Source organism: Mesorhizobium sp. WSM4989 (assembly GCF_029625795.1).
Lineage (GTDB): Bacteria > Pseudomonadota > Alphaproteobacteria > Rhizobiales > Rhizobiaceae > Mesorhizobium.
The window spans coordinates 626,794-648,105 of record NZ_JARTVN010000002.1 but is presented as its reverse complement, the minus strand read 5'-3'; the positions used below and the strand labels follow the sequence as shown (position 1 = coordinate 648,105).

Genomic DNA, 21,312 nt, shown 5'->3' with positions numbered 1-21,312 from the left:
ACCGGCCCGATGCTACATGACGCATGCGGGCGGGACCCGGCGCAACTCGCCAGATCCGACTTTGCAGCGGAGCAACGCGTCGGCTATGCCTCCCCGACTGGATATCATCGCGCAGCCTCCATCCGGCTGCCGATAAAACCGGACAACTCGTGCTACCTAATCTGGACAACTCATGTGCTTACGACACCTTGCGGTCCAACGGCTTGCGCCCCTGCCCGCCTTCCGCTATAGAGCCGCCACCCGCGTAGACACCCTTGGAGGCAACGCGGAGGAAGGCCGGCCAGGCCTGCATGATCCCCGAAGCGTTTGGACAGCCAAAAGCGTTGGATCGACCATGCAAGGCCGCGACGGCTTTCGACGTTTACGGATGGGCTTGCCCGCCGCGAACGCTCCATAACACGCGAAAGGAAATGCCATGAGCCACGAGGCTTACGAGCTCAAGGCCGAAGCGCGCGAACAGGTCGGTAAGGGGTCCGCCCGTGCAGTTCGCCGCAACGGCAAAGTGCCTGCAGTTATTTACGGCGACAAGCAGCCCCCCCTGGCGATCGCCCTCAACTACAAGGACATCTTCTACAAGATCCACGGCGGCGGGTTTCTGACCACGATCGCTACGATCGACGTCGACGGCAAGAAGATCCAGGTCCTGCCGAAGGATTTTCAGCTCGATCCGGTCAAGGACTTCCCGGTCCATGTCGACTTCCTGCGCATCGGCAAGGACACCGAGGTCAATGTCGACGTGCCCGTCCACTTCATCAATGAGGACAAGTCGCCCGGCATCAAGCGCGGCGGCGTGCTCAACATCGTTCGTCACGAAGTCGAGTTCCACTGCCCTGCCAACGCGATCCCGGAATTCATCACCGTCGATCTCGCCGGCACCGAAATCGGCGACTCGATTCACATTTCGGCGGTTGCCCTGCCGGCCGGCGTCAAGCCGGTGATCTCCGATCGCGACTTCACCATCGCGACCATCGCCGGCTCCGCGGCAATGAAGCCGGAGACGGAGGAGACTGCCGAAGCGGCGGCGCCGGAAGCTGAGGCCGCTGAGGCCGAAGAGAAGTAATTCTCTCGGCGCCAGGAGACGACGATGCTTGTCTTTGCAGGCCTCGGCAATCCGGGCGCGAAATATCAGAACAACCGGCACAATGTCGGCTTCATGGCGGCGGACGCGATAGCCCGCCGCCATTCCTTTTCGCCCTGGTCGAAGAAGTTCCAGGGCCTGATCGCCGAGGGCGCCCTGGGCGGCGAGAAGATCCTTTTGATCAAGCCGCAGACCTTCATGAATTTATCCGGCCAGTCGGTCGGCGAGGCGTTGCGCTTCTACAAACTCGATGCCGCCGCCCTCACCGTCTTCTACGACGAGATCGACCTTGCCTCCGGCAAGCTCAGGGTCAAGGTCGGCGGCGGTTCCGGCGGCCACAACGGCATCCGATCGCTCGACCAGCATGTCGGCAATGCCTATCGCCGGGTGCGCATCGGCGTCGGCCATCCCGGCGTCAAAGAGATGGTGCACGGCCATGTGCTCGGCGATTTCGCCAAGGCCGACCGTGAATGGCTCGACGTGTTGCTCGACGCGATCGCCGACGACGCCGCACTGCTGGCCAAGGGCGACGACAACTCCTTCATGAACCGCATCACCCTGGCGCTGCGCGAGAAGCTCGTGCCGACCGGCGATGACGATCGGCCTCCGCCCAAGGCGCCAAAACAGCAGAGCCATATCCGCCAGGCCCGCCCGCAGCAGCCGCCGGCGAAGGTTCCCGAGAGCGGGCCGATGGCCGCGATGCTGAAGAAGCTGTTCGGAAAAGACTGAGCGTCGAAACGATCATGCCAAGGGCTTGACGATCGTCCGCGCTTTCGCCCATAGCCCTCACCAAATCTCGAATTCCCGATAGGACCGGACGAACATGGGTTTCAAATGTGGCATCGTTGGCTTGCCCAACGTCGGCAAGTCGACGCTGTTCAACGCGTTGACCAGGACGGCTGCCGCGCAGGCCGCCAACTATCCTTTCTGCACCATCGAGCCGAACACCGGCGAGGTGGCGGTTCCGGACCCGCGGCTGCAGAAGATCGCCGCGATCGGCAAGTCGAAGGAGATCATCCCGACCCGCATCTCCTTCGTCGACATTGCCGGACTGGTGCGCGGCGCCTCCAAGGGCGAAGGTCTGGGCAACCAGTTCCTCGCCAACATCCGCGAGGTCGACGCCATCGTGCATGTGCTGCGCTGCTTCGAGGATGACGACATCACCCATGTCGAGGGCCGCATCGATCCGGTCGCCGACGCCGAGACCGTCGAGACCGAGCTGATGCTCGCCGATCTCGAAAGCCTGGAGCGCCGCATCGTGCAGGTCCGCAAGCGCGCCGCCGGCAAGGACAAGGAAGCAATGACCGTTCTGCCGATGATGGAGGCGGCGCTCGAACTGCTGCAGGCAGGTCGCCCGACCCGCGTCCTGCTCAATGGCATCGCGGCGGAGGATCTGCGCATCCTGCAGGGCCTGAACCTGCTCACATCGCATCCCGTGCTCTATGTCTGCAACGTCGCTGAGGCGGACGCTGCCACGGGAAACGAGCATACAAAGGCGGTGGAGAAGATGGCCGCCGCGCAGGGCGCGGGCACGGTGGTGATCTCGGCGGCGATCGAGGCGGAAGTTGCCCAGCTTTCCGACGAGGAGGAAATGGAGTTCCTCACCTCGCTCGGCCTTGACGAGCCGGGCCTCAACAAGGTGATCCGCGCCGGCTACGAACTGTTGCATCTGATCACCTATTTCACCGTCGGGCCGAAGGAGACGCGCGCCTGGACGATCCACAAGGGCGATAAGGCACCGCAAGCTGCCGGCGTCATTCACACCGACTTCGAACGTGGTTTCATCCGCGCCCAGACGATCTCCTACAACGACTTCGTCACGCTCGGCGGCGAAGTGGCGGCCAAGGAAGCCGGCAAGGCGCGCGACGAAGGCAAGGAGTATGTCGTCCAGGACGGCGACATCATGCTGTTCAAGTTCAACACCTGAGTGCCTGGCTGGCTCACCAGAAAGGACTTGACCAAATTGGCTCGGGCCTCCATCCGGGATGCTCGACCTTCGGGATCACGCGTTCGTCAACCGGATTGCCGACATGACCGGAAAGACCTGGGCCTATGAGGATTTCGTCGAGGGCGCCTCGCTCGACCTCGGCAGCAAGAATGTAAGCGCGGCTGAGATCATCGAGTTTGCCAGCGAATTCGACGCCCAGCCGATGCATCTCGACGAGGCGGCCGGCAAGGCCAGCATCCTGGGCGGCCTTTCGGCTTCGGGCTGGCACACTTGCGCGATGTTCATGCGCATGCTGTGCGATGCCTTCCTGCTCGATTCGACCTCGCAAGGCTCACCCGGCATCGAGCATGTCAAATGGAAGAAGCCGGTTCTGGCCGGTGACCGTCTCACCGGCAAGGTCACCGTGCTTTCCAAGCGCCAGTCCAAGTCGCGGCCGCAGATCGGCCTGGTCAGCATGCGCAGCGAGCTGTTCAACCAGCGCGGCGAATGCGTCTTCGAGCTTGAGAACACCGGCATGTTTCTGACCCGCGGGGCCGTCGCGTGACCCTGGACGAGTATTTCCTCATCGGCCAAACCGTCACCCTCGGCGCGCACAAATTCGAGGCCGACGAGATCAAGGCGTTCGCCAGGAAATACGATCCGCAAATCTTCCATGTCGACGAGGAGGCGGCGAAGAAGAGCATGCTTGGCGGTCTCTGCGCCTCCGGCTGGCACACCGCCGCCACCTGGATGAAATACAACCTCGAAAAGCGCATGGAGACCGAGGGCGTGCGTTGGACCGGTCCCGGCCCGCAGCCCGAATTCGGCCCCTCGCCCGGGTTTCGCAACCTCAAATGGTTGAAGCCGGTCTATGCCGGCGAAACCGTGACCTTCACCCGCACAGCGCTTGCCCATCGGCCCCTTGCCGGCCGCCCCGGCTGGAGCCTGCTCACGCTGCGTTCCGAAGGTTTCGACTCCAGCGGCGATAAGGTTATCGAGTTCGACAGCGCGGTGCTGGTGAAGGTGGAGTAGCGAATGGTGAATAGTGAATGGTGACCAGTGAACCATTCCCTATTCACCATTCACTATTCACCATTCAACACTGATTAATGCCCCTCGAAGCCGATCAGCGTCCTTACCGGCACGCCGAGCGCTTCCAGTTTCTGGCGCCCGCCGAGATCCGGCAGGTCGATGACGAAGCAGGCGGCGACGATGTCGGCGCCGATCTGCCTGAGCAGCTTGACGGCCGCCTCCGCCGTGCCGCCGGTGGCGATCAGATCGTCGACCAGGATCACCTTCTCGCCTTGCGAGACGCCGTCCTTGTGCATCTCCATCTCGTCCAGACCGTATTCGAGGCTGTAGGCGACGCGCACGGTCTCGTAAGGCAGCTTGCCCTTCTTGCGGATCGGGACGAAACCCGCCGAAAGCTGATGCGCCACTGCGCCGCCCAGGATGAAGCCGCGCGCCTCGATGCCGGCGATCTTGTCGATCTTCAGCCCGGCGTAAGGATGCACAAGCTCGTCGATGGCGCGGCGAAAGGCGCGAGCGTCGCCGAGCAGCGTGGTGATATCGCGAAACAGGATGCCGGGTTTGGGGTAATCCGGAATGGTGCGGATGGCCGCAAGCAGCGTGTCTTCGAGCGAGGGTTTCATGAGACGAGCTCCGCGTGTCCGGCTGTCGGATATAACGGCGTCGACGCGCCCGGCGCAACGCAACCAACAACGGCTACCGCGATGGAGCCCGGGAGACAAGCGCATCCGGCAAAGGATCGGCATCGCCTGCCTTGCTCCCGTGCCGGCGCCGCAAGCGAAAAAGGCGCCCGCTGGCGCCCTTGCAGAAACGTCGGCGACGGACGGCTCACATGCCGAGGTCGGACCGCAGCTCGGATCGCGCCACCTCGAACTCGGTCTTGAAATCGGGCCGGCTGAGCAGGACCGCGGCGATCGCGCTGCCGGAAATCTTGCCCATCTCGACATCCGACGGATAATGGATGCCGCCGACCACGCGGTTATGGGCATATTCGGCCGCGCGGGCCATGATCTCGGCCCGCTTCTCCGGCACCATGTCGGACAGGATGATGCCCATCATGGTGCCGACCGTCGCATGGCCCGAGGGCCAGGAACCGGAATTCGACAGCTTCACCGCGGGTTTGACGCTGATGCGGACGCGGACGCTTCCACACGTCCTTGGCCGGATCGACGACCGCGCCTTCGGTCGCCACCACGCGGTCGAAGAAGGCGCTGAACTTCGGCAGCGTCTCCTTGCTGAATTTCGGTCCCATGACATCGGCGAAGCGCCAGACGTCCTCTTCGGCGTCGGCGATAGCACGCTTTTCCATTTCGGGAGTTCGCGTCACTTGCAGGGTCAGCACCTCGCCGAGCTCTGCCTTGATCTCGGCCGAATCATTGGCCGGCGGCGGCGGCAGGATCATCGTCAAGTGGACGTCCTTGTTGGTGACAAAGGGCTGGGCGTCCTCGGCGCGGACTGCCGAGGGGGCGACAAGAAGCAGCACCACGGCTGCAAGCGGCGCAAGTCTTTTCATGGGCACGATCCTTGGCGGTGGGGCAACGCAGGATCGCGATGCGCAATGACAGCCATGTGACACGGCCGGATCAAAGCGGTCCCGAAATATGAAAAGGGCGCCTTTACGGCGCCCCTCGAAAGTGTCTGACCGATCGCGGCTCAGTGCGCTACTTCGGCCCACACCTTGCGCTTGGTCAGGTAGACCAGCGCGCCGAACAGCAGCAGGAACACCAGCACGCGGAAGCCGGTCTTCTTGCGCTCTTCGAGATGCGGCTCGGCGGCCCACATCAGGAACGCCGACACGTCGCGCGAATACTGGTCGACCGTCTGCGGCGAGCCGTCGTCATAGGTCACCTGGCCGTCCGAAAGCGGTTTCGGCATCTTCAGCGACACGCCGGACAGGAAGTATGGATTGTAGTGCGTGCCTTCGGGGATCACCATGCCGGCCGGCGGCGCCTGGTCGTAGCCGGTGAGCAGCGAGTGGATGTAGTCCGGGCCGCCCTGAGCATACTGGGTGAAAATGTCGAAGATGAAACGCGGAAAGCCGCGCTCGACGCCGCGCGCCTTGGCGAGCAGCGACATGTCGGGCGGAGCGGCGCCGCCATTGGCGGACGCGGCGGCCTGTTCGTTCGGGAACGGCGACGGGAAGTGATCCGACGGCTTGCCCGGGCGGTCGAACATGTCGCCGGCATCGTTCGGGCCGTCATGGATGGTGTACTCGGCGGCAAGCGTCTTGATCTGCGCTTCCGAGTAGCCGAGGCCTTCCAGCGTGCGGAACGCCACCAGGTTCATCGAGTGGCAGGCCGAGCAGACTTCCTTGTAGACCTTCAGGCCGCGCTGCAGCTGGGCCTTGTCGTAGGTGCCGAACGGCCCGGCGAAGCTCCAGCTCATTTCCTTCGGTTCATTGATCGGGAAATGCGTCGGGGCCGCCGCGTTGTGTTCCTCTTCGGCGGCGATGGCAGCGGTGCCCGCAACCACCAGGCCAAGCAGCGCCAGCGCGGTGAGAATCTTCTTCATGCCAAATCCCCTCAGATTCTCAGCCCTTGGTTTCCGGCGCGCTGACCGCGCCTGCCGGATGCCCGCCGGCTCCCTTGTTTTTCTTTTCCAGCACCGCCTCGGTGATCGAGTTCGGCAGCCGCCGCGGCGTCTCGATCAGGCCGAGCACCGGCATCACGACCAGGAAGAAGGCGAAGTAGAACAGCGTCGCCATCTGCGCCATGAACACGTATGAGCCTTCCGCCGGCTGCGAGCCCAGCCACCCGAGCAGGATGGCGTCGGCCACGAACAGCCAGAAGAACAGTTTGTACCAGGGCCGGTAGACCGCCGAGCGCACCTTGGAGGTGTCGAGCCACGGCACCAGGAACAGCATGGCGATGGCGCCGAACATGCACAGCACGCCGCCGAGCTTGGAGTTGATCGGCCCGATGTTGAAGGTGATGGCGCGTAGGATCGCGTAGAACGGCAGGAAGTACCATTCCGGAACGATGTGGGCCGGCGTCTTCAGCGGATTGGCGACCGTGTAGTTGTCCGGATGGCCGAGGTAGTTCGGCAGGTAGAAGACGAAATAGGCGAAGAAGAACAGGAACACGATCATGCCGAACGCGTCCTTGATGGTCGCATAGGGCGTGAAGGCGACGGTGTCGGTCTTCGACTTGACCTCGATGCCGGTCGGGTTCGACTGGCCGACGACATGCAGCGCCCAGACGTGCAGCACGACGACGCCGGCGATCATGAACGGCAACAGGTAATGCAGGGCGAAGAAGCGGTTCAGCGTCGGATTGTCGACGGCGAAGCCGCCGAGCAGCAGTTCCTGGATCCAGTTGCCGACCAGCGGGATGGCGCTGAAGAAGCCGGTGATGACGGTGGCGCCCCAGAAGCTCATCTGTCCCCATGGCAGCACATAGCCCATGAAGCCGGTCGCCATCATCAGGAGGTAGATGATGCAGCCGAGGATCCAGAGCAGCTCGCGCGGCGCCTTGTAGGAGCCGTAGAACAGCCCGCGGAAGATGTGAATGTAGACGGCCACGAAGAAGAACGAGGCGCCGTTGGAATGGAGATAGCGCAACAGCCATCCCGAATTCACGTCGCGCATGATCTTCTCGACCGAATCGAAGGCGAGTGTGGTGTCGGACGTGTAGTGCATGGCCAGCACGATGCCGGTGAGGATCTGCGATACCAGCATGATCGACAGGATGCCGCCGAACGTCCACATGTAGTTGAGGTTGCGCGGCACCGGATAGGCAATGAAGCTGTCATAGACAAGCCGGGGAAGCGGCATACGGGCGTCGAACCAGCGTCCGAGACCCGTCTTCGGTGTGTAGGTGGAGTGTCCCTCGCTCATCGAAATATCCCCCTGCCTCAACCGATAAGGATCTTGGTATCGGAAATGAATTTAAACACCGGGATCGCCATGTTCTCCGGCGCCGGGCCTTTGCGGATGCGGCCGGCGGTATCGTACACCGAGCCGTGGCACGGGCAGAACCAGCCGCCGAAATCGCCTTCCTGGCCGAGCGGGATGCAGCCGAGATGGGTGCAGACCTGCACCATGACCATCCAGGCTTCCTTGCCGGGCGTGGTGCGGTTGGCGTCGGTCGCCGGCGCATCGGCCGGCAAGTTGGCATTGCGGGCGATCGGATCCTTGAGATCGTTGAGGCTAACCGCCGCGCCGTCCTTCATTTCCTTGTCGGTGCGGTTGCGCACCACGACCGGCTTGCCGCGCCACTTGACGACCAGCGAGCTGCCGGGCTGCAGCGAGGAGACATCGACCTCGACAGAAGCCAGCGCCAGCGTCGAGGCATCCGGCTGCATCTGGTCGATGAACGGCCAGGCGACGGCCCCGGCGCCGACCACGCCGGCCATGCCAGTGGCGATGTAGAGAAAATCGCGACGGTTGGGATCGTGGATGTCGGTTGCGCTCACGGGTGCCTGATCCTTTCGCCTCTTTCCGTGCCGGCGGCCGAGCCTTGTCCCCGCTCAATCGCGCCGGCCCGACAGCGCATGGCGAACAGGCTAGCGAATTCCTCCGGCATTTGGAGGTTCGGTTTATGCGTGAAGCCCGTTTTTGTCCAGACGCGTGGAGGCACAAGGGCACATTGTCGCGGGCACATGCCGCGGCCCGCGCAACGGCTTGATGATCGGGCCGCCGAACAGCGCTAAATAGCGCTAACTTCAGCGGTAAATCGGAACTCCGCTTGCCTCGACAGCAACCGCCGGCCCGGTCTATTGTCGAGCCATGGCGCATGTCATCGACCGCGACAAATGGGCGAGCACTCCCGACCGTTGGCAAGGTGAGCTGCAATGCGGCGCATTTGGCTCCAACTCCTGCCTGATCTTCAATTATCAGCCCGAGATCGGCGGCGGCCCGCGTCTGCATAAGCATCCTTACGCGGAGATCTTCGTCATCCGTTCCGGCACCGGCCTGTTCACGGTCGGCGATCGGCAGATAACGGCCACCGCAGGCCAAATTCTGATCGTGCCGGCCGAGACGCCGCACAAATTCACCAATCTCGGCCCCGGTCCGCTCGAGACCACCGACATCCACGAGAACGGCAGCTTCATCACCGAATGGCTGGAGTGATGCGGCTTATTCGAGAGACAGGCCCTGTCCGCGGACCGATTCCCGCCTAGTTCTGTCGGTCGGAGCGATCGGACAGGTGAAGGCCGGGCGGATGGAAACTTCCAGCATCGAGGTTGAAGGACTGACCATTGCGATCCGCGAAGCCGGGCCACGGGATGCGCCCGGCCTCGTGCTGCTCCACGGCTGGCCTCAAAGTTCCCATGCCTTCGAGAACGTGATCGGTCGGCTGGCCACCGATCAGCGCGTGATCGCGCCGGACCTGCCGGGTATAGGCGGCTCGCAAGGCACGCGCAAAACCGGTGAGAAAGCCCATCTGGCCAGGGTGATAGCGGCCTTGATTGACGCCTGCGGCCTGCGACAGGTCATGGTGGCCGGCCATGATGTCGGCGGCCAGATCGTCTTCGCGCTTTTGCGCAACCATCCGGAAATCCTCTCCGCCGCTGCGATCATGGATGTTGTCGTTCCGGGCGTGGCGCCGTGGGACAAGGTCATCCGCAATCCAAACCTCTGGCATTTCGCCTTTCACGCGGTTCCTGCTCTCCCGGAACTGCTGGTTGGGGGTCACGAGCGCGCCTATTTCGACTTCTTCTTCGACACCCTTTCGAACGAGAAATCCGCCATCCCGGCCGAAGCAAGAGACATCTACGCCAAGGCCTATTCGCGGCCGGAAAGCCTCAAGGCGGGCTTCGACTGGTACCGCGCCTTTTCCGAGGACGCCAAGGCCAATGCCGTTCCGCCGGCAAGCCCGATCGATACGCCGGTGCTCTGCCTCAGGGGCGCTGCCGAGACCGGCGAGATCACCGATTACCTCAATGGCTTGAAGGCCGCCGGCCTCTCCAATGTCGAGGGCGACATCATCCCCGATAGCGGGCACTTCGTCGCCGATGAGAATCCCGGAGCGCTCGCCTTGCGCCTGGCGCGCTTTCGGAAGGAAGTCAGCGCTTAGCTGGCGCCGAGCCTGGCCAGCACCGCCCGCGGGATGTCGTATTCGCGGATCACGGCGTCATGCTTGCGCAGCCCGCAGAGTTCGCGCTGGATGAAATAGGCGTGGACGGCTTCTGCCGCTTCTTTCAGCAGCCGGTTGCGGTCCCCGCCTTCCCCATTTTCGCGCAGCTTCGCCAAGGCCTCTTCGACGCGCTGGCCGGCGCGACCGAGGGCGGCGGCCTTCTCGGCGAGTATTTCGTGGCCGAGCAGATCGAGAGCGCTCTCCTGCGCGCCTGACCGTCCGAAATTGCTGGGCATTCTGATCGACATGGCTGCGTTTCTACTCCGCCGGGCGCGTCTCTTCCAGCGCGCTTTCCTCATTGAAGAGGAAGCCGCCGGACTGCCGTTTCCAGAGCCGCGCATAAAGACCGTCCAGCGCCACCAGCTCATCATGCGTGCCTTCTTCGACGATGCGGCCGCCGTCGAGCACGACCAGCCGGTCGAGCGCTGCGATGGTGGAAAGCCGGTGGGCGATGGCGATGACGGTCTTGTTCTCCATCAGCCTTGCCAGGTTTTCCTGGATCGCCGCCTCGATGTCGGAATCGAGTGCCGAGGTCGCCTCGTCAAGGATGAGGATCGGCGCATCCTTGAGGAAGAGGCGGGCGATCGCCACGCGCTGACGCTGGCCGCCGGAGAGCTTGACGCCGCGCTCGCCGACATAGGCTTCGTAGCCAAGGCGCTCGCGATTGTCGCGCAGCCCCATGATGAAGTCATGCGCCTCGGCTTTGCGCGCCGCGGCGATCACCTCAGCGTCGGTAGCGTCCGGCATGCCGAGCTTGATGTTGTCGCGCAGCGAGCGGTGGAACAGCGCCGTGTCCTGGCTGACCACGCCGATATTGGCGCGCAGCGAATTCTGCGTCACGCCGGCGATATCCTGGCCGTCGATCAGGATCCTGCCGCCCTCGAGGTCGTAAAGGCGCAGGATGAGATTGGCCAGCGTCGTCTTGCCGGCGCCGGACGGACCGACCAGCCCGACCTTCTCGCCTGGACGCACGACGAGGTCGATGCCTTCGAGGACCCCTGCCCCTTTCCCGTAGTGGAAGGTGACGTTCTTGAGGTCGATGCGGCCACCCGCAACCACCAGCTCCTTGGCATCCGGGGCGTCGGTCAGGCCGAGCGGCTGCGAGATCAGCGCCTTGGAATTTTCCAGCACGCCGAGATTCCTGAGGATACTGTTGAGCTGCATCATCAGCCGTCCCAGCAGCATGTTGAGCCTCAGCACAAGCGAGAGCGTGAAGGCGACGGCGCCGACGGTGATCGAGCCTTCCACCCACAGATAGACTGCAAAGGCGGCGATCGCCGTGATCATGATGCCGGAAAGCGTCGTCAGCGCCACGCGCACGCCGGTCAGCCGCCGCGTGAAGGGCCGCAGCGCATCGAGATAGATGTCGAAGCCGTTGCGGATGTAGCGGTCGTCGCCGTCGGCCGCGAACAGCTTCAGCGTCTGCACATTGGAATAGGAATCGACGAAGCGGCCGGTGATCATCGAGCCGGCCTCGGCGGTCGCCTCGGCATGCTTGCGGATTGCCGGCAAATGGAGCCTGGCCAGCCAGCCGAAGGCGACGATCCAGATCACCACCAGCGCCGCCAGCCTGAGGTCGAGGCCGGCGACCAGCGCCAGCGTCGTCACCGTGTAGACGATCATGAACCAGACGACCTCGATGAAGCTTTCCATGAGGTCGCCCGTGGCCTGCCCCGCCTGCCAGACCTTGGTGGCGATACGCCCGGCGAAGTCGTTTTGGAAGAAGGCGTAGGACTGGCGCGAGACATGCCGATGCGCCTGCCAGCGCACCAGGCTGTAGAAGCCCGGCGTGATCGTCTGCTCGTCGACCAGCGCCGAAAGGCCGACCACCAGCGTGCGGATGATCAGCACCACCGCGCCCATGAACAGCAGCTCTGGCCCAGCGGCCCCCCACAGCGCGTGCCAGCTGCGTTCGCCGGGAAGCTGGTCGAGGATATCGACCAGCCGTCCGACGAAATAGAACAGCCCGGCCTCGACCAGCGGCGCGATGCCGCCGATGATCAGCATGGCGAAGAAAGCGAGCTTCGCTTGCCCGACATAGTGCCAGAGGAAGCCGCCGACGCTGGCACGCGGACGAAGATTCGCCGGCTCGCGGAACGGGTAGACCCAGCTTTCGAACCAGCGATAGACGGCCTTCATCATTCCGCGGCTTCACCTTTCGTCGGCAGATCGTCGGCCGCCTGCTTTTCCTCGAGCAGGAAGCCGCCCGACTGGCGCCGCCAGAGCTGGGCATAGAGCCCGCCCTTGGCGATCAACGCCTCATGCGAGCCGTCCTCGACGATGCGCCCCTTGTCCATGACGACGAGCCGATCCATTGCCGCGATGGTCGACAGACGGTGGGCGATGGCGATGACCGTCTTGCCCTGCATGAGCTTGTAGAGGTTCTCCTGGATAGCGGCCTCCACCTCGGAATCGAGCGCAGACGTAGCTTCGTCGAGAATGAGGATCGGCGCGTCCTTCAGCATAACGCGGGCAATGGCGATGCGTTGCCGCTGGCCGCCGGACAGCTTCACGCCGCGCTCGCCGACGAGCGCCTCATAGCCGCTTTGCCCATGCGGATCGGTCAGCCCCGCGATCACATCGTCGATCTGCGCGGCCTTGGCGGCGCTGAACATCGCCTCATCGCTGGCGGACTGTCGTCCATATTTGAGGTTCTCGCGAACGGATCGATGCAGGAGCGACGTATCCTGATTGACGAAGCCGATCGCCGCGCGAACGCTTTCCTGCGAGACGTTGCGGATGTCCTGTCCGTCGATCAGCACCTTGCCGTCCTGCACGTCGAACAGCCGCAGCACGAGATTGACCAGTGTCGACTTGCCGGCCCCGGAACGGCCGATCAGGCCGACCCGCTCGCCCGGCGCGATCTTCAGCGACAGATTGTCGATGACGCCGCCTTTGCCGTCCTTGCGCCAATAGTTGAAGTTCACCTGCTCGAACTCGATGCCGCCGGCTTTGACCACGAGGGCCGGCGCGTCCTGCTGGTCCTGCATGGTGATGGGGCGCGCGATCGTCGTCATCGAATTGCTGGCGACGCCGATCTGCCGGAAGACGTTGGCGCCGACATCGAGAATCCTGCCGGAAATGTTGGCGATCTGCAGCGCGAACGGTATCGCCGTCGCCACGGCCGCCGTGGTCATGGCGCCGGCGTTCCAGCCGGCCAGCGCCAGCCAGCTTATGGCGATAAGCAGCGCAGCGTTGAGGACGAACAGGGCCGACCACATCAGTGTGAAAACGCGCATCAGCTGATAAAACGTGTCGGCGTGCTCGACGACGGCTTGCGAGACATATTTGTCTTCGTGCTCGCCGGTCGAGAATGTCTTGAGCGTCAGGATGTTCGTGTAGCTGTCGACCATGCGGCCGCTCACCTGCGACCACCGCTCCGACAGTTGGGACGAGCGCTGGGTGATCCTCGGCATCGCAAACCAGAAGATCATGCAATAGAACACCAGCCAGGCCGCCACCACAGCCAGAAGAAGCGGGTCGAGCCGCGCCAGCACAACGATGGCGACCGCGACGAAGACCAGCGCGTACCAGACGGCATCGACGGTGAGATTGACGCTCATCTCCACCGAGTCGCCGCTTTGCATGACCTTCGTTCCGATGCGGCCGGCGAAGTCGTTCTGGAAGAATGACCAGTCCTGACGCACGACATGCCAATGGCTTTGCCAGCGGATGAGGTCGATGAGGTTCGGTGCGATGGCGTGGTTCCGGATGAGCGCGTCGATAACCATGGACAGCGGACGCAGCAGCACGATGATCGCCATGATGACGAGCAGCGGCCCATGCGCGACGAAGAAATCGCCCGGCCTGGTGTTGGAGAGCAGGCCCACGATCAGGCCGACGAAAATCGGCAGCATCGCGTCCACTATTGCCGCGACGGCAACGATGATCATGCGCAGCCAATAGGCGGCGCGAAACTGCCTTATGAAATACCAGTAGAACCGCCAAAGTCCCATTGGCGGCTGCCTGTCTTCGGCCAGCGCCACCGGCGAATAATGGCTTTCGAACCAGGTGAAGATGCGGTCGAACATTTTTCTCTCGTAGATGCCGGAACCCCGCCGGCACCCGATTTGGTCGCCGGCGGGCCTCTGACAGGTCGTGGTTACGCCCGGGAGCGATTCCCCGCAATTGCCGTAACCTTGATGCCAATCGCGATCGCGTTACTCCGCCGCCATCTCGGAGTGAGACCCTTTGGCATCGGACTCAGCCGGCGCATCATCGAGGAGGAACCCACCCGACTGGCGCTGCCAGAGCTGGGCATAAAGGCCGCCCTTGGTGACAAGCTCTTCGTGCGAGCCTTCCTCGATGATGCGCCCCTTGTCCATGACGACGAGCCTGTCCATCGCAGCGATGGTCGACAGCCGATGCGCGATGGCGATCACGGTCTTGCCTTGCATCAGCTTGTAGAGGTTCTCCTGGATCGCCGCCTCGGCTTCCGAATCGAGCGCCGACGTCGCCTCGTCGAGGATGAGGATCGGTGCGTCCTTCAGCATGACGCGGGCAATGGCGATGCGCTGCCGCTGACCGCCGGACAATTTGACGCCGCGGTCGCCGACATGTGCATCGAATCCCTTGCGGCCGTTATGGTCCGAAAGCGCGCCGATGAAATCGAGCGCCTCCGCCCGCCGGGCCGCCTCGATCAGCATCTCGTCGGTGGCGTCAGGGCGCCCGTAGAGGATATTCTCCCGCACCGACCGATGCAGCAGCGAGGTGTCCTGCGTCACCATGCCGATCTGCGCGCGCAACGAATCCTGCGTTACCCCGGCGATCTCCTGGCCATCGATGAGGATCCTGCCGCTTTCCAGGTCGTAAAAACGCAGCAAAAGGTTGACCAGCGTCGACTTGCCGGCGCCGGAGCGGCCGACGATGCCGACCTTCTCGCCGGGTTTCGCAGTGAGCGACAGGTTCTCGATGACGCCCTTCTGCTTGCCGTAGTGGAAGCGGATCTCCTCGAAACGGATCTCGCCCTGACTGACGGCGATGTCGCTGGCGCCCGGGCGGTCCTCGACCAGCCGCGGCAGCGAGATCGACTGGATGCCGTCTTGCACCGTGCCGATATTCTCGAACAGGCTCGACATCTCCCACATGATCCACTGCGACATGCCCCACATCCTGAGCACCAGGCCGATAACCACGGCGACTGCGCCGATCGTCACCGCCTCGCCCAGCCATAGCCACAGCGAGATCGCCGTCACGGAAAACAGAAGCAGCGAATTCAGGATGTAGAGCATCCCGTATAACTGCGTCACCAGCCGCATCGAGCGGTAGACCGTATCGAGGAAGCTCGCCATGCCCTCCCTGGCGAAAGTTGCCTCGCGGCGGGCATGCGAAAACAGCTTCACCGTCTGGATGTTGGTGTAGCTGTCGACGACGCGGCCGGTCATGGTCGAGCGCGCATTGGCCTGCTCCTCGCCGACCTTGCCGAGCTTCGGGATGAAAAAGCGCAAGAGCCCGATATAGCCGACCAGCCATACACCCAAGGGCACAGCCAGTCGCAAGTCTGCCGAGCCGACGATGAACAGCATGCTGAGGAAGTAGACGACGACATAGTTTAGGACATCGATCAGCTTGATGACGCATTCGCGCACGGCAAGAGCGGTCTGCATCAGCTTGGTGGCGATACGGCCGGCAAACTCGTCCTGGTAGAAGGCCATCGACTGCTTGAGCAGGTAGCGATGCACCTGCCAGCGGATGCGCATGGGATAATTGCCCATCAGCGTCTGCTGGTTGAGCAGCGAATGCAGCCATACCGTGCCCGGCAGCGCGAACAGCACGATGAAGGCCATGCCGGCGAGTTTCCAGCGCTCCGTCTCAAGGAAGGTTTCGCGGTTCTGCGCCGACAGCCAGTCGACGATGCGGCCCATGAAACCGAACATCCACGCTTCGGCAAGGGCTATCGCTGCCACAAGCACGGCATCGACGAGGATATAGGGCCAGGCCCCGCGCGTGTAATGCACGCAGAAGGCGACCAGCGTCTTCGGCGGCTCGACCGGCTCCGCGGCGGGAAACGGATCGAGCCTCTTCTCAAACCAGCGGAACATTCGAGGCACTCGACGATTTGTGCGCTCACGCGGCTCGGGGTTGATTGGTAAGGCCGTTCGGCCGCACGGCGCCGCGGGCCGGCGATACGGAATTGTCCGTATCGCCGGCCCTGCTTCGCGCAATATAGGGTGTCGCGGGCTTTTCGCCGACAGGCTTGCCAGAGGATCCTGACGACAAGCTGTCGCCAGCCCTGGTTTTGCCCGGTCGGACCATGCGGATGATCCGGCGCACCAGCGAGGGTCGACCGGGATCGGGCACCGCGCGCGAGAAGTCGACGTCCGGCAGCATGCCGCGATGCGGACGCCGGCGCGTCTCGGCGTGCACCGCCGACGAGTAAGTCTCGCCGATCAGCAGCGCCCAGGTCGCCACCTTGCGCTCATGCAAGCTTCTTGAACCCGGTATTTTAAAGGGATCGAACATCGGTCCGTCCTCCATGTGCAAATGCGTTAAAAAGGGTGATGCGAGCTCGACCTCCGGCATTCGGCCGGAGGGACGCGACGCAGTCAGGACATGACGGCAAGCGTCAGTCCCGACATGACGGCCAGCGTCGGTGTCGACACGTTCAGGCGGGGCGCGGCGCCGCTTTGGCAGTTTGAGAAACATCGCAAGATTCCTTCGAAGGCCGAAAACTGGGTTCGGCGGGAATCGGTGCGATGAGGTCTTAAAGTGTCAGAAGAATCGTCGTACCGAAACCGCCGTTGGGCATACGTGGGCCCCAAAGAGGAGCTGCCCGGAGAAGGGCTGGAAGTGCATGGTCATCATGTGGTCCCTCTCCTTCGGTTCGGGTTGACGATGATGGGCGTATACTCGACTTCGCAGAAAATGGCCACCCGCCAGTCTAGAAATCGCCAAAAGCCGGAGCCGCCTGTGGCCGTTCTGCCACTTATTAGAAGGATGCGGAAATGAACGACCGTCTCCGCATCGGGCTCTACCAACCGGATATCGCCGGCAATACCGGGACGATCCTGCGCTTCGCCGCCTGCCTTGATCTTGGCGTCGACATCATCGAGCCGGCCGGTTTCCCGCTCTCCGATCGGGCGCTGAAACGCGCCGGCATGGACTATCTCGAAATGGCGGCGCTTACCCGCCATGCCGACTGGCACGCCTTCGAGGAATGGCGCCGAACGAACGCGCGGCGCCTTGTGCTGCTCACCACCAAGGCCGAGACCGCCTACACGCAGTTTGCTTTCGCCGCCGGCGACGTGCTTCTGTTCGGCCGCGAATCCGCCGGCGTGCCGGAAGAGGTTCATCAGGCAGCGGATGCGCGACTGACCATTCCGATGCGGCCGGGCGCCCGCAGCATCAATGTCGCACTGTCCGTCGCGATGGTCGCGGGCGAAGCGGTCCGCCAGCTCGGATAGGCTGCCCAAGCCCTGCTCGTCGTCGCGAACGCCTCCCACTTGCGGCGTCAGTCTCACCCAGGCGCACATCGCCTTCTCCTCAATTTGCCTTGTCAGGCTTTCCTCGCTACAAGCTCAACCTAACTTGAGGTCAAGCGGAAAGTGCGAGATGGCTCCGGTGAAGGAATTGACGGTCGGTCAGGTGGCGATGCGCAGTGGCGTCGCGGTCTCGGCGCTCCATTTTTACGAAGCGCGCGGGCTGATCCGCAGCCATCGCACCGCGGGTAACCAACGGCGCTACGGCCGCGACGTGCTGCGACGGGTGGCGATCATCCGCGTCGCCCAGGAGGTCGGCATCTCGCTCGCCGAAATCGCCGCGGCATTCCAATCCCTGCCCGAGGGCCGCACCCCGACGCGCGAGGATTGGAATCTGCTTTCAACGGCTTGGCGCGACGGCCTCGATCATAAGATCGCCCAATTGAAGAAGCTGCGCGACGGCCTGACCGACTGCATCGGCTGCGGTTGCATGTCGATCGACAAATGCCCGCTTCGGAACAAGGAGGACCGACTGGCCAGAGAGGGAACTGGAGCGAGACGGCTACTGGTGCCCTGAGGATTTTTCAATCTGCCGCCGGCAGCCGTCGCATGGTGAATTCGATGACGTCGCCCGGGCGCTCGAACCAGCTTTCGATCTCGGTCCAATAGGCCTGCTTGGGAAAGCGCTCGAACCATTCCTTGGCCTTGAGGCGCGCGGCCGGCCGCGGCAGCACGAAAGTCTCGCGCAAAAATCCGTCGCGCGGCTCTCTTTCGCGCTCGGCCCGTGAGCGCTCCAGCCTCTTCTTCAAGCCATCCAGCGGCGGTCTTGCCGGGGTGCGCACGAGCAAACTCCTTGCACCTTGGTCAGACAGGACTTGACCCTTGCCCTTAAGAGATTAGGGATCGCGCGCAGAAAAAACGAGTCATTTGTCGGGCAAGCAGCCTGGACTGGAGACGGAATTGGAACGACCCGACATTGCGGTGGGCCTGCCTGACGACATCGAGCAGAAGAAGATGAAGGCCCGCCTCTGGTTCGAAGCGCTGCGCGAGCGCATCTGCGCCGCCTTCGAGCAGATCGAGCAGGAACTCACTGGACCGCAATCGGCATGGTCGCCTGGGCATTTCGAGAGGACGCCTTGGGAGCGCGACGAGGGCAAAGGTGGCGGCGGCACCATGTCGATGATGCACGGGCGCGTCTTCGAGAAGGTCGGCGTGCATACCTCGACCGTCCACGGCGAATTCTCTCCCGAATTCCGCAAGCAGATCCCGGGCGCCGACGAGGATCCGCGCTTCTGGGCGAGCGGCGTTTCGCTGATCGCGCACCCCTGGAACCCCAACGTTCCGGCCGTGCATATGAACACGCGCATGGTCGTGACCACCCGCCACTGGTTTGGCGGCGGCGCCGACCTGACGCCGGTGCTCGACCGCCGCCGTACCCAGGACGATCCCGACACGATCGCCTTCCACCGCGCCATGCAGTTCGCCTGCGAGAAGAACGCCGGGGTGGCCGACTACCCGAAATTCAAGGCGTGGTGCGACGAGTACTTCTTCCTGCCGCATCGCAACGAGGCGCGCGGAGTCGGCGGCATCTTTTTCGACTGGCTGCATTCCGATGAGGGCAAGGGCGGCTGGGACGCCGATTTCAATTTCGTCCAGGATGTCGGCCGCTCTTTCCTCGTCGTCTATTCCCATCTGGTGCGGGGCAATTTCAACCAGAACTGGACCGACGGCGACCGCGAGGAACAGCTCGTCCGGCGCGGCCGTTACGTCGAATTCAACTTGCTTCACGATCGCGGCACCATCTTCGGCCTGAAAACCGGCGGCAATGTCGCCTCGATCCTTTCCAGCCTGCCGCCCGAGGTAAAGTGGCCGTAAAAATCCGGTGAGCGGAAGGACAGCCGCATTGCTGTCCCATTCGCCGAATTTTGACCGGCAATGTGGCAGGGGCGATTTCTTTTTCGTCTAATATCCTTTTGAAAAAATTGATCTATTTAACGTGCCGGGTCGGGAAGCGCCGGCGGCTCGTCACTGCTACGAGCCGCGACCCGACGCGTCCGGACGGCCCTGATCGAGCGGAGTGCCTTCCCAATGGTGCCCGCATCCCAGGAGAACATCCTATGCGCAAGCTTATTGTGACGGCGGCAACCGCCGCCTTTCTCGCCTCCGGTGGCGCCGCGTTCGCCGCGGTCAAGCACACCACGGGAACAGTGAAGAGCTTTGATGGAACGGCCATGAGCCTTGTTCTGGACAACGGATCGACCTTCACGCTGTCCAAGGCCTTCAAGGATCCGGGCATCAAGCCGGGCGAGAAGGTTCGCGTTTCCTGGGACATGAGCGGCAAGAACAAGATTGCCGAGGCTGTCAAGATCATGAAGTGACGGCCTGCACGGCCAGCATTTGCAGAAACGTTGAAGCGGTTTCCGCCGGAATTGCGTCAAAACAAAAAGACAGTGCGGTTCATCGTTTCACGGAAACCAGGTGGCAACGGGCGGAGCAGCAATGCTCCGCCTTTGATTCGCGCGGAGACCGTGAAAAAACAATTCGCCACCGGCTCCAATGCAACCGAAGCCGGCGACATGTGTTATGGTTTTCCACCGGGGCAATTTCAGGAAAATGCGATGCGGCTTTCCATGCGGAATTGCATGACAACAAGGAGCGGAATCAGGGCTCCGGACCTAGGAAAGGAAAAACCATGAAGGAGTTCCAATGCGGGACACTCGTCCCGGGCTGCGATTGGCACACGCGCGCCGAGGAGGAAGCCGAGGTCATGCGCCGCGCCGTCGAGCACATGCGTGAAACCCATGGCGAAACCACCATCCGCGAGACCATGATCGAGGCGATCCGCTCGCGCATCCAAAAGGTCCGCGACGCGGCCTGAGGCATCGGGTCACCGTTTTCGGACGACCATTGGCAAAGCCGGCGAGTTGGATGCAGCATCCGGCGCATCTCGCTTCGTTTGCGTCTGATCGCTGGCAACGGCCTGGCTTCGCCGAATTCAAGCAAAAACTTATATTCGTACCGGCTTGGATAACCCCGCGGTAACGGTCTCCATGCGATCGTCGCGCATGATCCGGCGACCGCGGCTGCCCGAGGAGCCGTCCGCCACAAGGCGCGTCTGGATCCGGTGGGGCGAGGTGCTTCGCGCATGCGCGAAAGATCCAACAAACGAGACGGTTTCGGCGCAGCCGCACTGTTGCTGTGCCTAGTCGTTGGCGCCTCGCCGTCGATGGCCCAGGAAATGACCACGTCGCTCGTGAACATCCACCAGGGGTCATGGCTCAGCGACCGCGCCAGAGCTCTCGGCAATGGCGGCTATGAGCTGCAGGACGGGAGCTGGGTCTCATTCAATCGTTGGTACCACAGCGATTGGGTCGACATGCACGTCGACTTCATCACGCAACTTACCGAAGACAGCGGCTTTCTGTGGGGAGTGGGAACCGGGGAACAAGCCGAGAAGTACCGCATCGCGCCGAGCCTCAAGCTCGGTTTTCTCACCCAGACCCATCCGAGCCTCAACAGCACTCTCTCCCTTTCGGTTACCTCGACCTTCGGCGGCAACCTGAGCGAAAAGCCATGCGTGGCCGACTACGGGGATCTGGGCACCTACAGCGTCAACTGCCGGCTTGCGGCCGGGGAGACGGCGCCTGAGGACACGCTGAAATATCTGGTTAACGCTACGCCCGAAAGGCTGCGCCTGTGGCTCAACTACCGTGTTACTTTCTGATCGCCGGGATGCCGCGCATGAGAAATCTTCCTGATCCCGAACTTCGCGATCGTCCGTCC

General features: G+C 63.0%; 23 protein-coding genes and 1 pseudogene. 13 read left to right on the top strand and 11 right to left on the bottom strand.

What is annotated here, in order from left to right; all coding sequences use genetic code 11:
- Positions 1–415 precede the first annotated feature (415 nt).
- The 5 genes from P9217_RS15810 to P9217_RS15790 all read left to right on the top strand — a co-directional run bounded on the left by P9217_RS15810 (position 416) and on the right by P9217_RS15790 (position 4,037).
- The gene (locus P9217_RS15810; protein ID WP_066994365.1) at positions 416–1,060 is read left to right on the top strand and encodes a 50S ribosomal protein L25/general stress protein Ctc; all 645 of its coding nucleotides are present in this window, start codon (positions 416–418) and stop codon (positions 1,058–1,060) included.
- Positions 1,061–1,084: 24 nt separating this feature from the next.
- On the top strand, positions 1,085–1,807 hold the full coding sequence (gene pth / locus P9217_RS15805; protein ID WP_095801668.1) for an aminoacyl-tRNA hydrolase: 723 nt from the start codon (positions 1,085–1,087) through the stop codon (positions 1,805–1,807).
- 94 nt (positions 1,808–1,901) lie between these two features.
- Positions 1,902–3,005, top strand: a complete 1,104-nt coding sequence (gene ychF, locus P9217_RS15800; RefSeq protein WP_127245972.1) for a redox-regulated ATPase YchF — start codon at positions 1,902–1,904, stop codon at positions 3,003–3,005.
- A gap of 103 nt (positions 3,006–3,108) precedes the next feature.
- Complete coding sequence (locus P9217_RS15795) at positions 3,109–3,570, top strand: MaoC family dehydratase (RefSeq protein ID WP_066994904.1); 462 nt, start codon at positions 3,109–3,111, stop codon at positions 3,568–3,570.
- Complete coding sequence (locus tag P9217_RS15790) at positions 3,567–4,037, top strand: MaoC family dehydratase (protein ID WP_066994357.1); 471 nt, start codon at positions 3,567–3,569, stop codon at positions 4,035–4,037. The genes P9217_RS15795 and P9217_RS15790 overlap by 4 nt, the downstream gene beginning before the upstream one ends.
- Positions 4,038–4,111: 74 nt before the next feature.
- Here the strand turns inward: P9217_RS15790 and P9217_RS15785 are convergent, their stop codons facing one another.
- The 5 genes and pseudogenes from P9217_RS15785 to petA all read right to left on the bottom strand — a co-directional run bounded on the left by P9217_RS15785 (position 4,112) and on the right by petA (position 8,447).
- Positions 4,112–4,657: an adenine phosphoribosyltransferase gene (locus P9217_RS15785; protein ID WP_066994354.1), complete on the bottom strand. Its 546-nt coding sequence runs from the start codon at positions 4,655–4,657 to the stop codon at positions 4,112–4,114.
- Between the two features lie 205 nt (positions 4,658–4,862).
- Positions 4,863–5,547: pseudogene (locus tag P9217_RS15775) on the bottom strand (phosphatase PAP2 family protein).
- Between the two features lie 140 nt (positions 5,548–5,687).
- A complete protein-coding gene (locus P9217_RS15770) occupies positions 5,688–6,545 on the bottom strand; it encodes a cytochrome c1 (RefSeq protein ID WP_278087228.1) in 858 nt (285 codons plus the stop codon).
- Positions 6,546–6,564: 19 nt separating this feature from the next.
- Positions 6,565–7,869 (bottom strand): cytochrome b N-terminal domain-containing protein, encoded by a 1,305-nt coding sequence (locus P9217_RS15765; protein ID WP_066994345.1) that lies wholly within the window; start codon positions 7,867–7,869, stop codon positions 6,565–6,567.
- A gap of 17 nt (positions 7,870–7,886) precedes the next feature.
- Positions 7,887–8,447 carry a ubiquinol-cytochrome c reductase iron-sulfur subunit gene (petA, locus tag P9217_RS15760; protein WP_066994342.1) on the bottom strand — a complete coding sequence of 187 codons (561 nt, stop codon included), beginning with the start codon at positions 8,445–8,447 and terminating at the stop codon, positions 7,887–7,889.
- 313 nt (positions 8,448–8,760) lie between these two features.
- Here petA and P9217_RS15755 point away from each other — a divergent pair, with 313 nt between their 5' ends.
- Together P9217_RS15755 and P9217_RS15750 are read left to right on the top strand one after the other, a co-directional pair.
- Positions 8,761–9,105 (top strand): cupin domain-containing protein, encoded by a 345-nt coding sequence (locus P9217_RS15755; RefSeq protein ID WP_127216747.1) that lies wholly within the window; start codon positions 8,761–8,763, stop codon positions 9,103–9,105.
- Positions 9,106–9,196: 91 nt separating this feature from the next.
- Positions 9,197–10,051, top strand: coding sequence for an alpha/beta hydrolase (locus tag P9217_RS15750; protein WP_278087227.1), 855 nt, complete (start codon positions 9,197–9,199; stop codon positions 10,049–10,051).
- Here P9217_RS15750 and P9217_RS15745 read toward each other — a convergent pair.
- From P9217_RS15745 to P9217_RS15725, 5 genes are all read right to left on the bottom strand, one after another.
- A complete protein-coding gene (locus P9217_RS15745; RefSeq protein WP_278087226.1) occupies positions 10,048–10,359 on the bottom strand; it encodes a DUF6665 family protein in 312 nt (103 codons plus the stop codon). The two genes, P9217_RS15750 and P9217_RS15745, sit on opposite strands and share 4 nt — an antisense overlap.
- Before the next feature lie 10 nt (positions 10,360–10,369).
- The gene (locus tag P9217_RS15740; protein ID WP_278087225.1) at positions 10,370–12,253 is read right to left on the bottom strand and encodes an ABC transporter ATP-binding protein; all 1,884 of its coding nucleotides are present in this window, start codon (positions 12,251–12,253) and stop codon (positions 10,370–10,372) included.
- Positions 12,250–14,142, bottom strand: coding sequence for an ABC transporter ATP-binding protein (locus P9217_RS15735; RefSeq protein WP_095801674.1), 1,893 nt, complete (start codon positions 14,140–14,142; stop codon positions 12,250–12,252). Before P9217_RS15735 ends, P9217_RS15740 begins: the two co-directional genes overlap by 4 nt.
- 129 nt (positions 14,143–14,271) lie before the next feature.
- On the bottom strand, positions 14,272–16,152 hold the full coding sequence (locus P9217_RS15730) for an ABC transporter ATP-binding protein (protein WP_278087224.1): 1,881 nt from the start codon (positions 16,150–16,152) through the stop codon (positions 14,272–14,274).
- Positions 16,153–16,177: 25 nt separating this feature from the next.
- Positions 16,178–16,573: a hypothetical protein gene (locus P9217_RS15725; protein ID WP_095781273.1), complete on the bottom strand. Its 396-nt coding sequence runs from the start codon at positions 16,571–16,573 to the stop codon at positions 16,178–16,180.
- 482 nt (positions 16,574–17,055) lie between these two features.
- Here P9217_RS15725 and P9217_RS15720 point away from each other — a divergent pair, with 482 nt between their 5' ends.
- Together P9217_RS15720 and soxR are read left to right on the top strand one after the other, a co-directional pair.
- Positions 17,056–17,514 carry a tRNA (cytidine(34)-2'-O)-methyltransferase gene (locus P9217_RS15720; protein ID WP_127404040.1) on the top strand — a complete coding sequence of 153 codons (459 nt, stop codon included), beginning with the start codon at positions 17,056–17,058 and terminating at the stop codon, positions 17,512–17,514.
- A gap of 148 nt (positions 17,515–17,662) precedes the next feature.
- Positions 17,663–18,106, top strand: a complete 444-nt coding sequence (gene soxR / locus P9217_RS15715; protein ID WP_095801677.1) for a redox-sensitive transcriptional activator SoxR — start codon at positions 17,663–17,665, stop codon at positions 18,104–18,106.
- 7 nt (positions 18,107–18,113) lie between these two features.
- On the opposite strand, the gene P9217_RS15710 is transcribed toward soxR, so the two are convergent.
- Positions 18,114–18,371, bottom strand: coding sequence for a hypothetical protein (locus P9217_RS15710; RefSeq protein ID WP_066994316.1), 258 nt, complete (start codon positions 18,369–18,371; stop codon positions 18,114–18,116).
- A gap of 118 nt (positions 18,372–18,489) precedes the next feature.
- Between P9217_RS15710 and hemF the strand changes: the two genes are divergently transcribed.
- The 4 genes from hemF to P9217_RS15690 all read left to right on the top strand — a co-directional run bounded on the left by hemF (position 18,490) and on the right by P9217_RS15690 (position 21,253).
- Positions 18,490–19,404, top strand: coding sequence for an oxygen-dependent coproporphyrinogen oxidase (gene hemF / locus P9217_RS15705; protein ID WP_278087223.1), 915 nt, complete (start codon positions 18,490–18,492; stop codon positions 19,402–19,404).
- 242 nt (positions 19,405–19,646) lie between these two features.
- Positions 19,647–19,907 (top strand): DUF1344 domain-containing protein, encoded by a 261-nt coding sequence (locus tag P9217_RS15700; RefSeq protein WP_066994313.1) that lies wholly within the window; start codon positions 19,647–19,649, stop codon positions 19,905–19,907.
- A gap of 314 nt (positions 19,908–20,221) precedes the next feature.
- Positions 20,222–20,407, top strand: coding sequence for a DUF1059 domain-containing protein (locus P9217_RS15695; RefSeq protein WP_066994310.1), 186 nt, complete (start codon positions 20,222–20,224; stop codon positions 20,405–20,407).
- A 267-nt stretch (positions 20,408–20,674) separates the two neighbouring features.
- Positions 20,675–21,253, top strand: a complete 579-nt coding sequence (locus tag P9217_RS15690; protein ID WP_066994307.1) for a hypothetical protein — start codon at positions 20,675–20,677, stop codon at positions 21,251–21,253.
- The last annotated feature ends 59 nt before the right edge of the window (positions 21,254–21,312 follow it).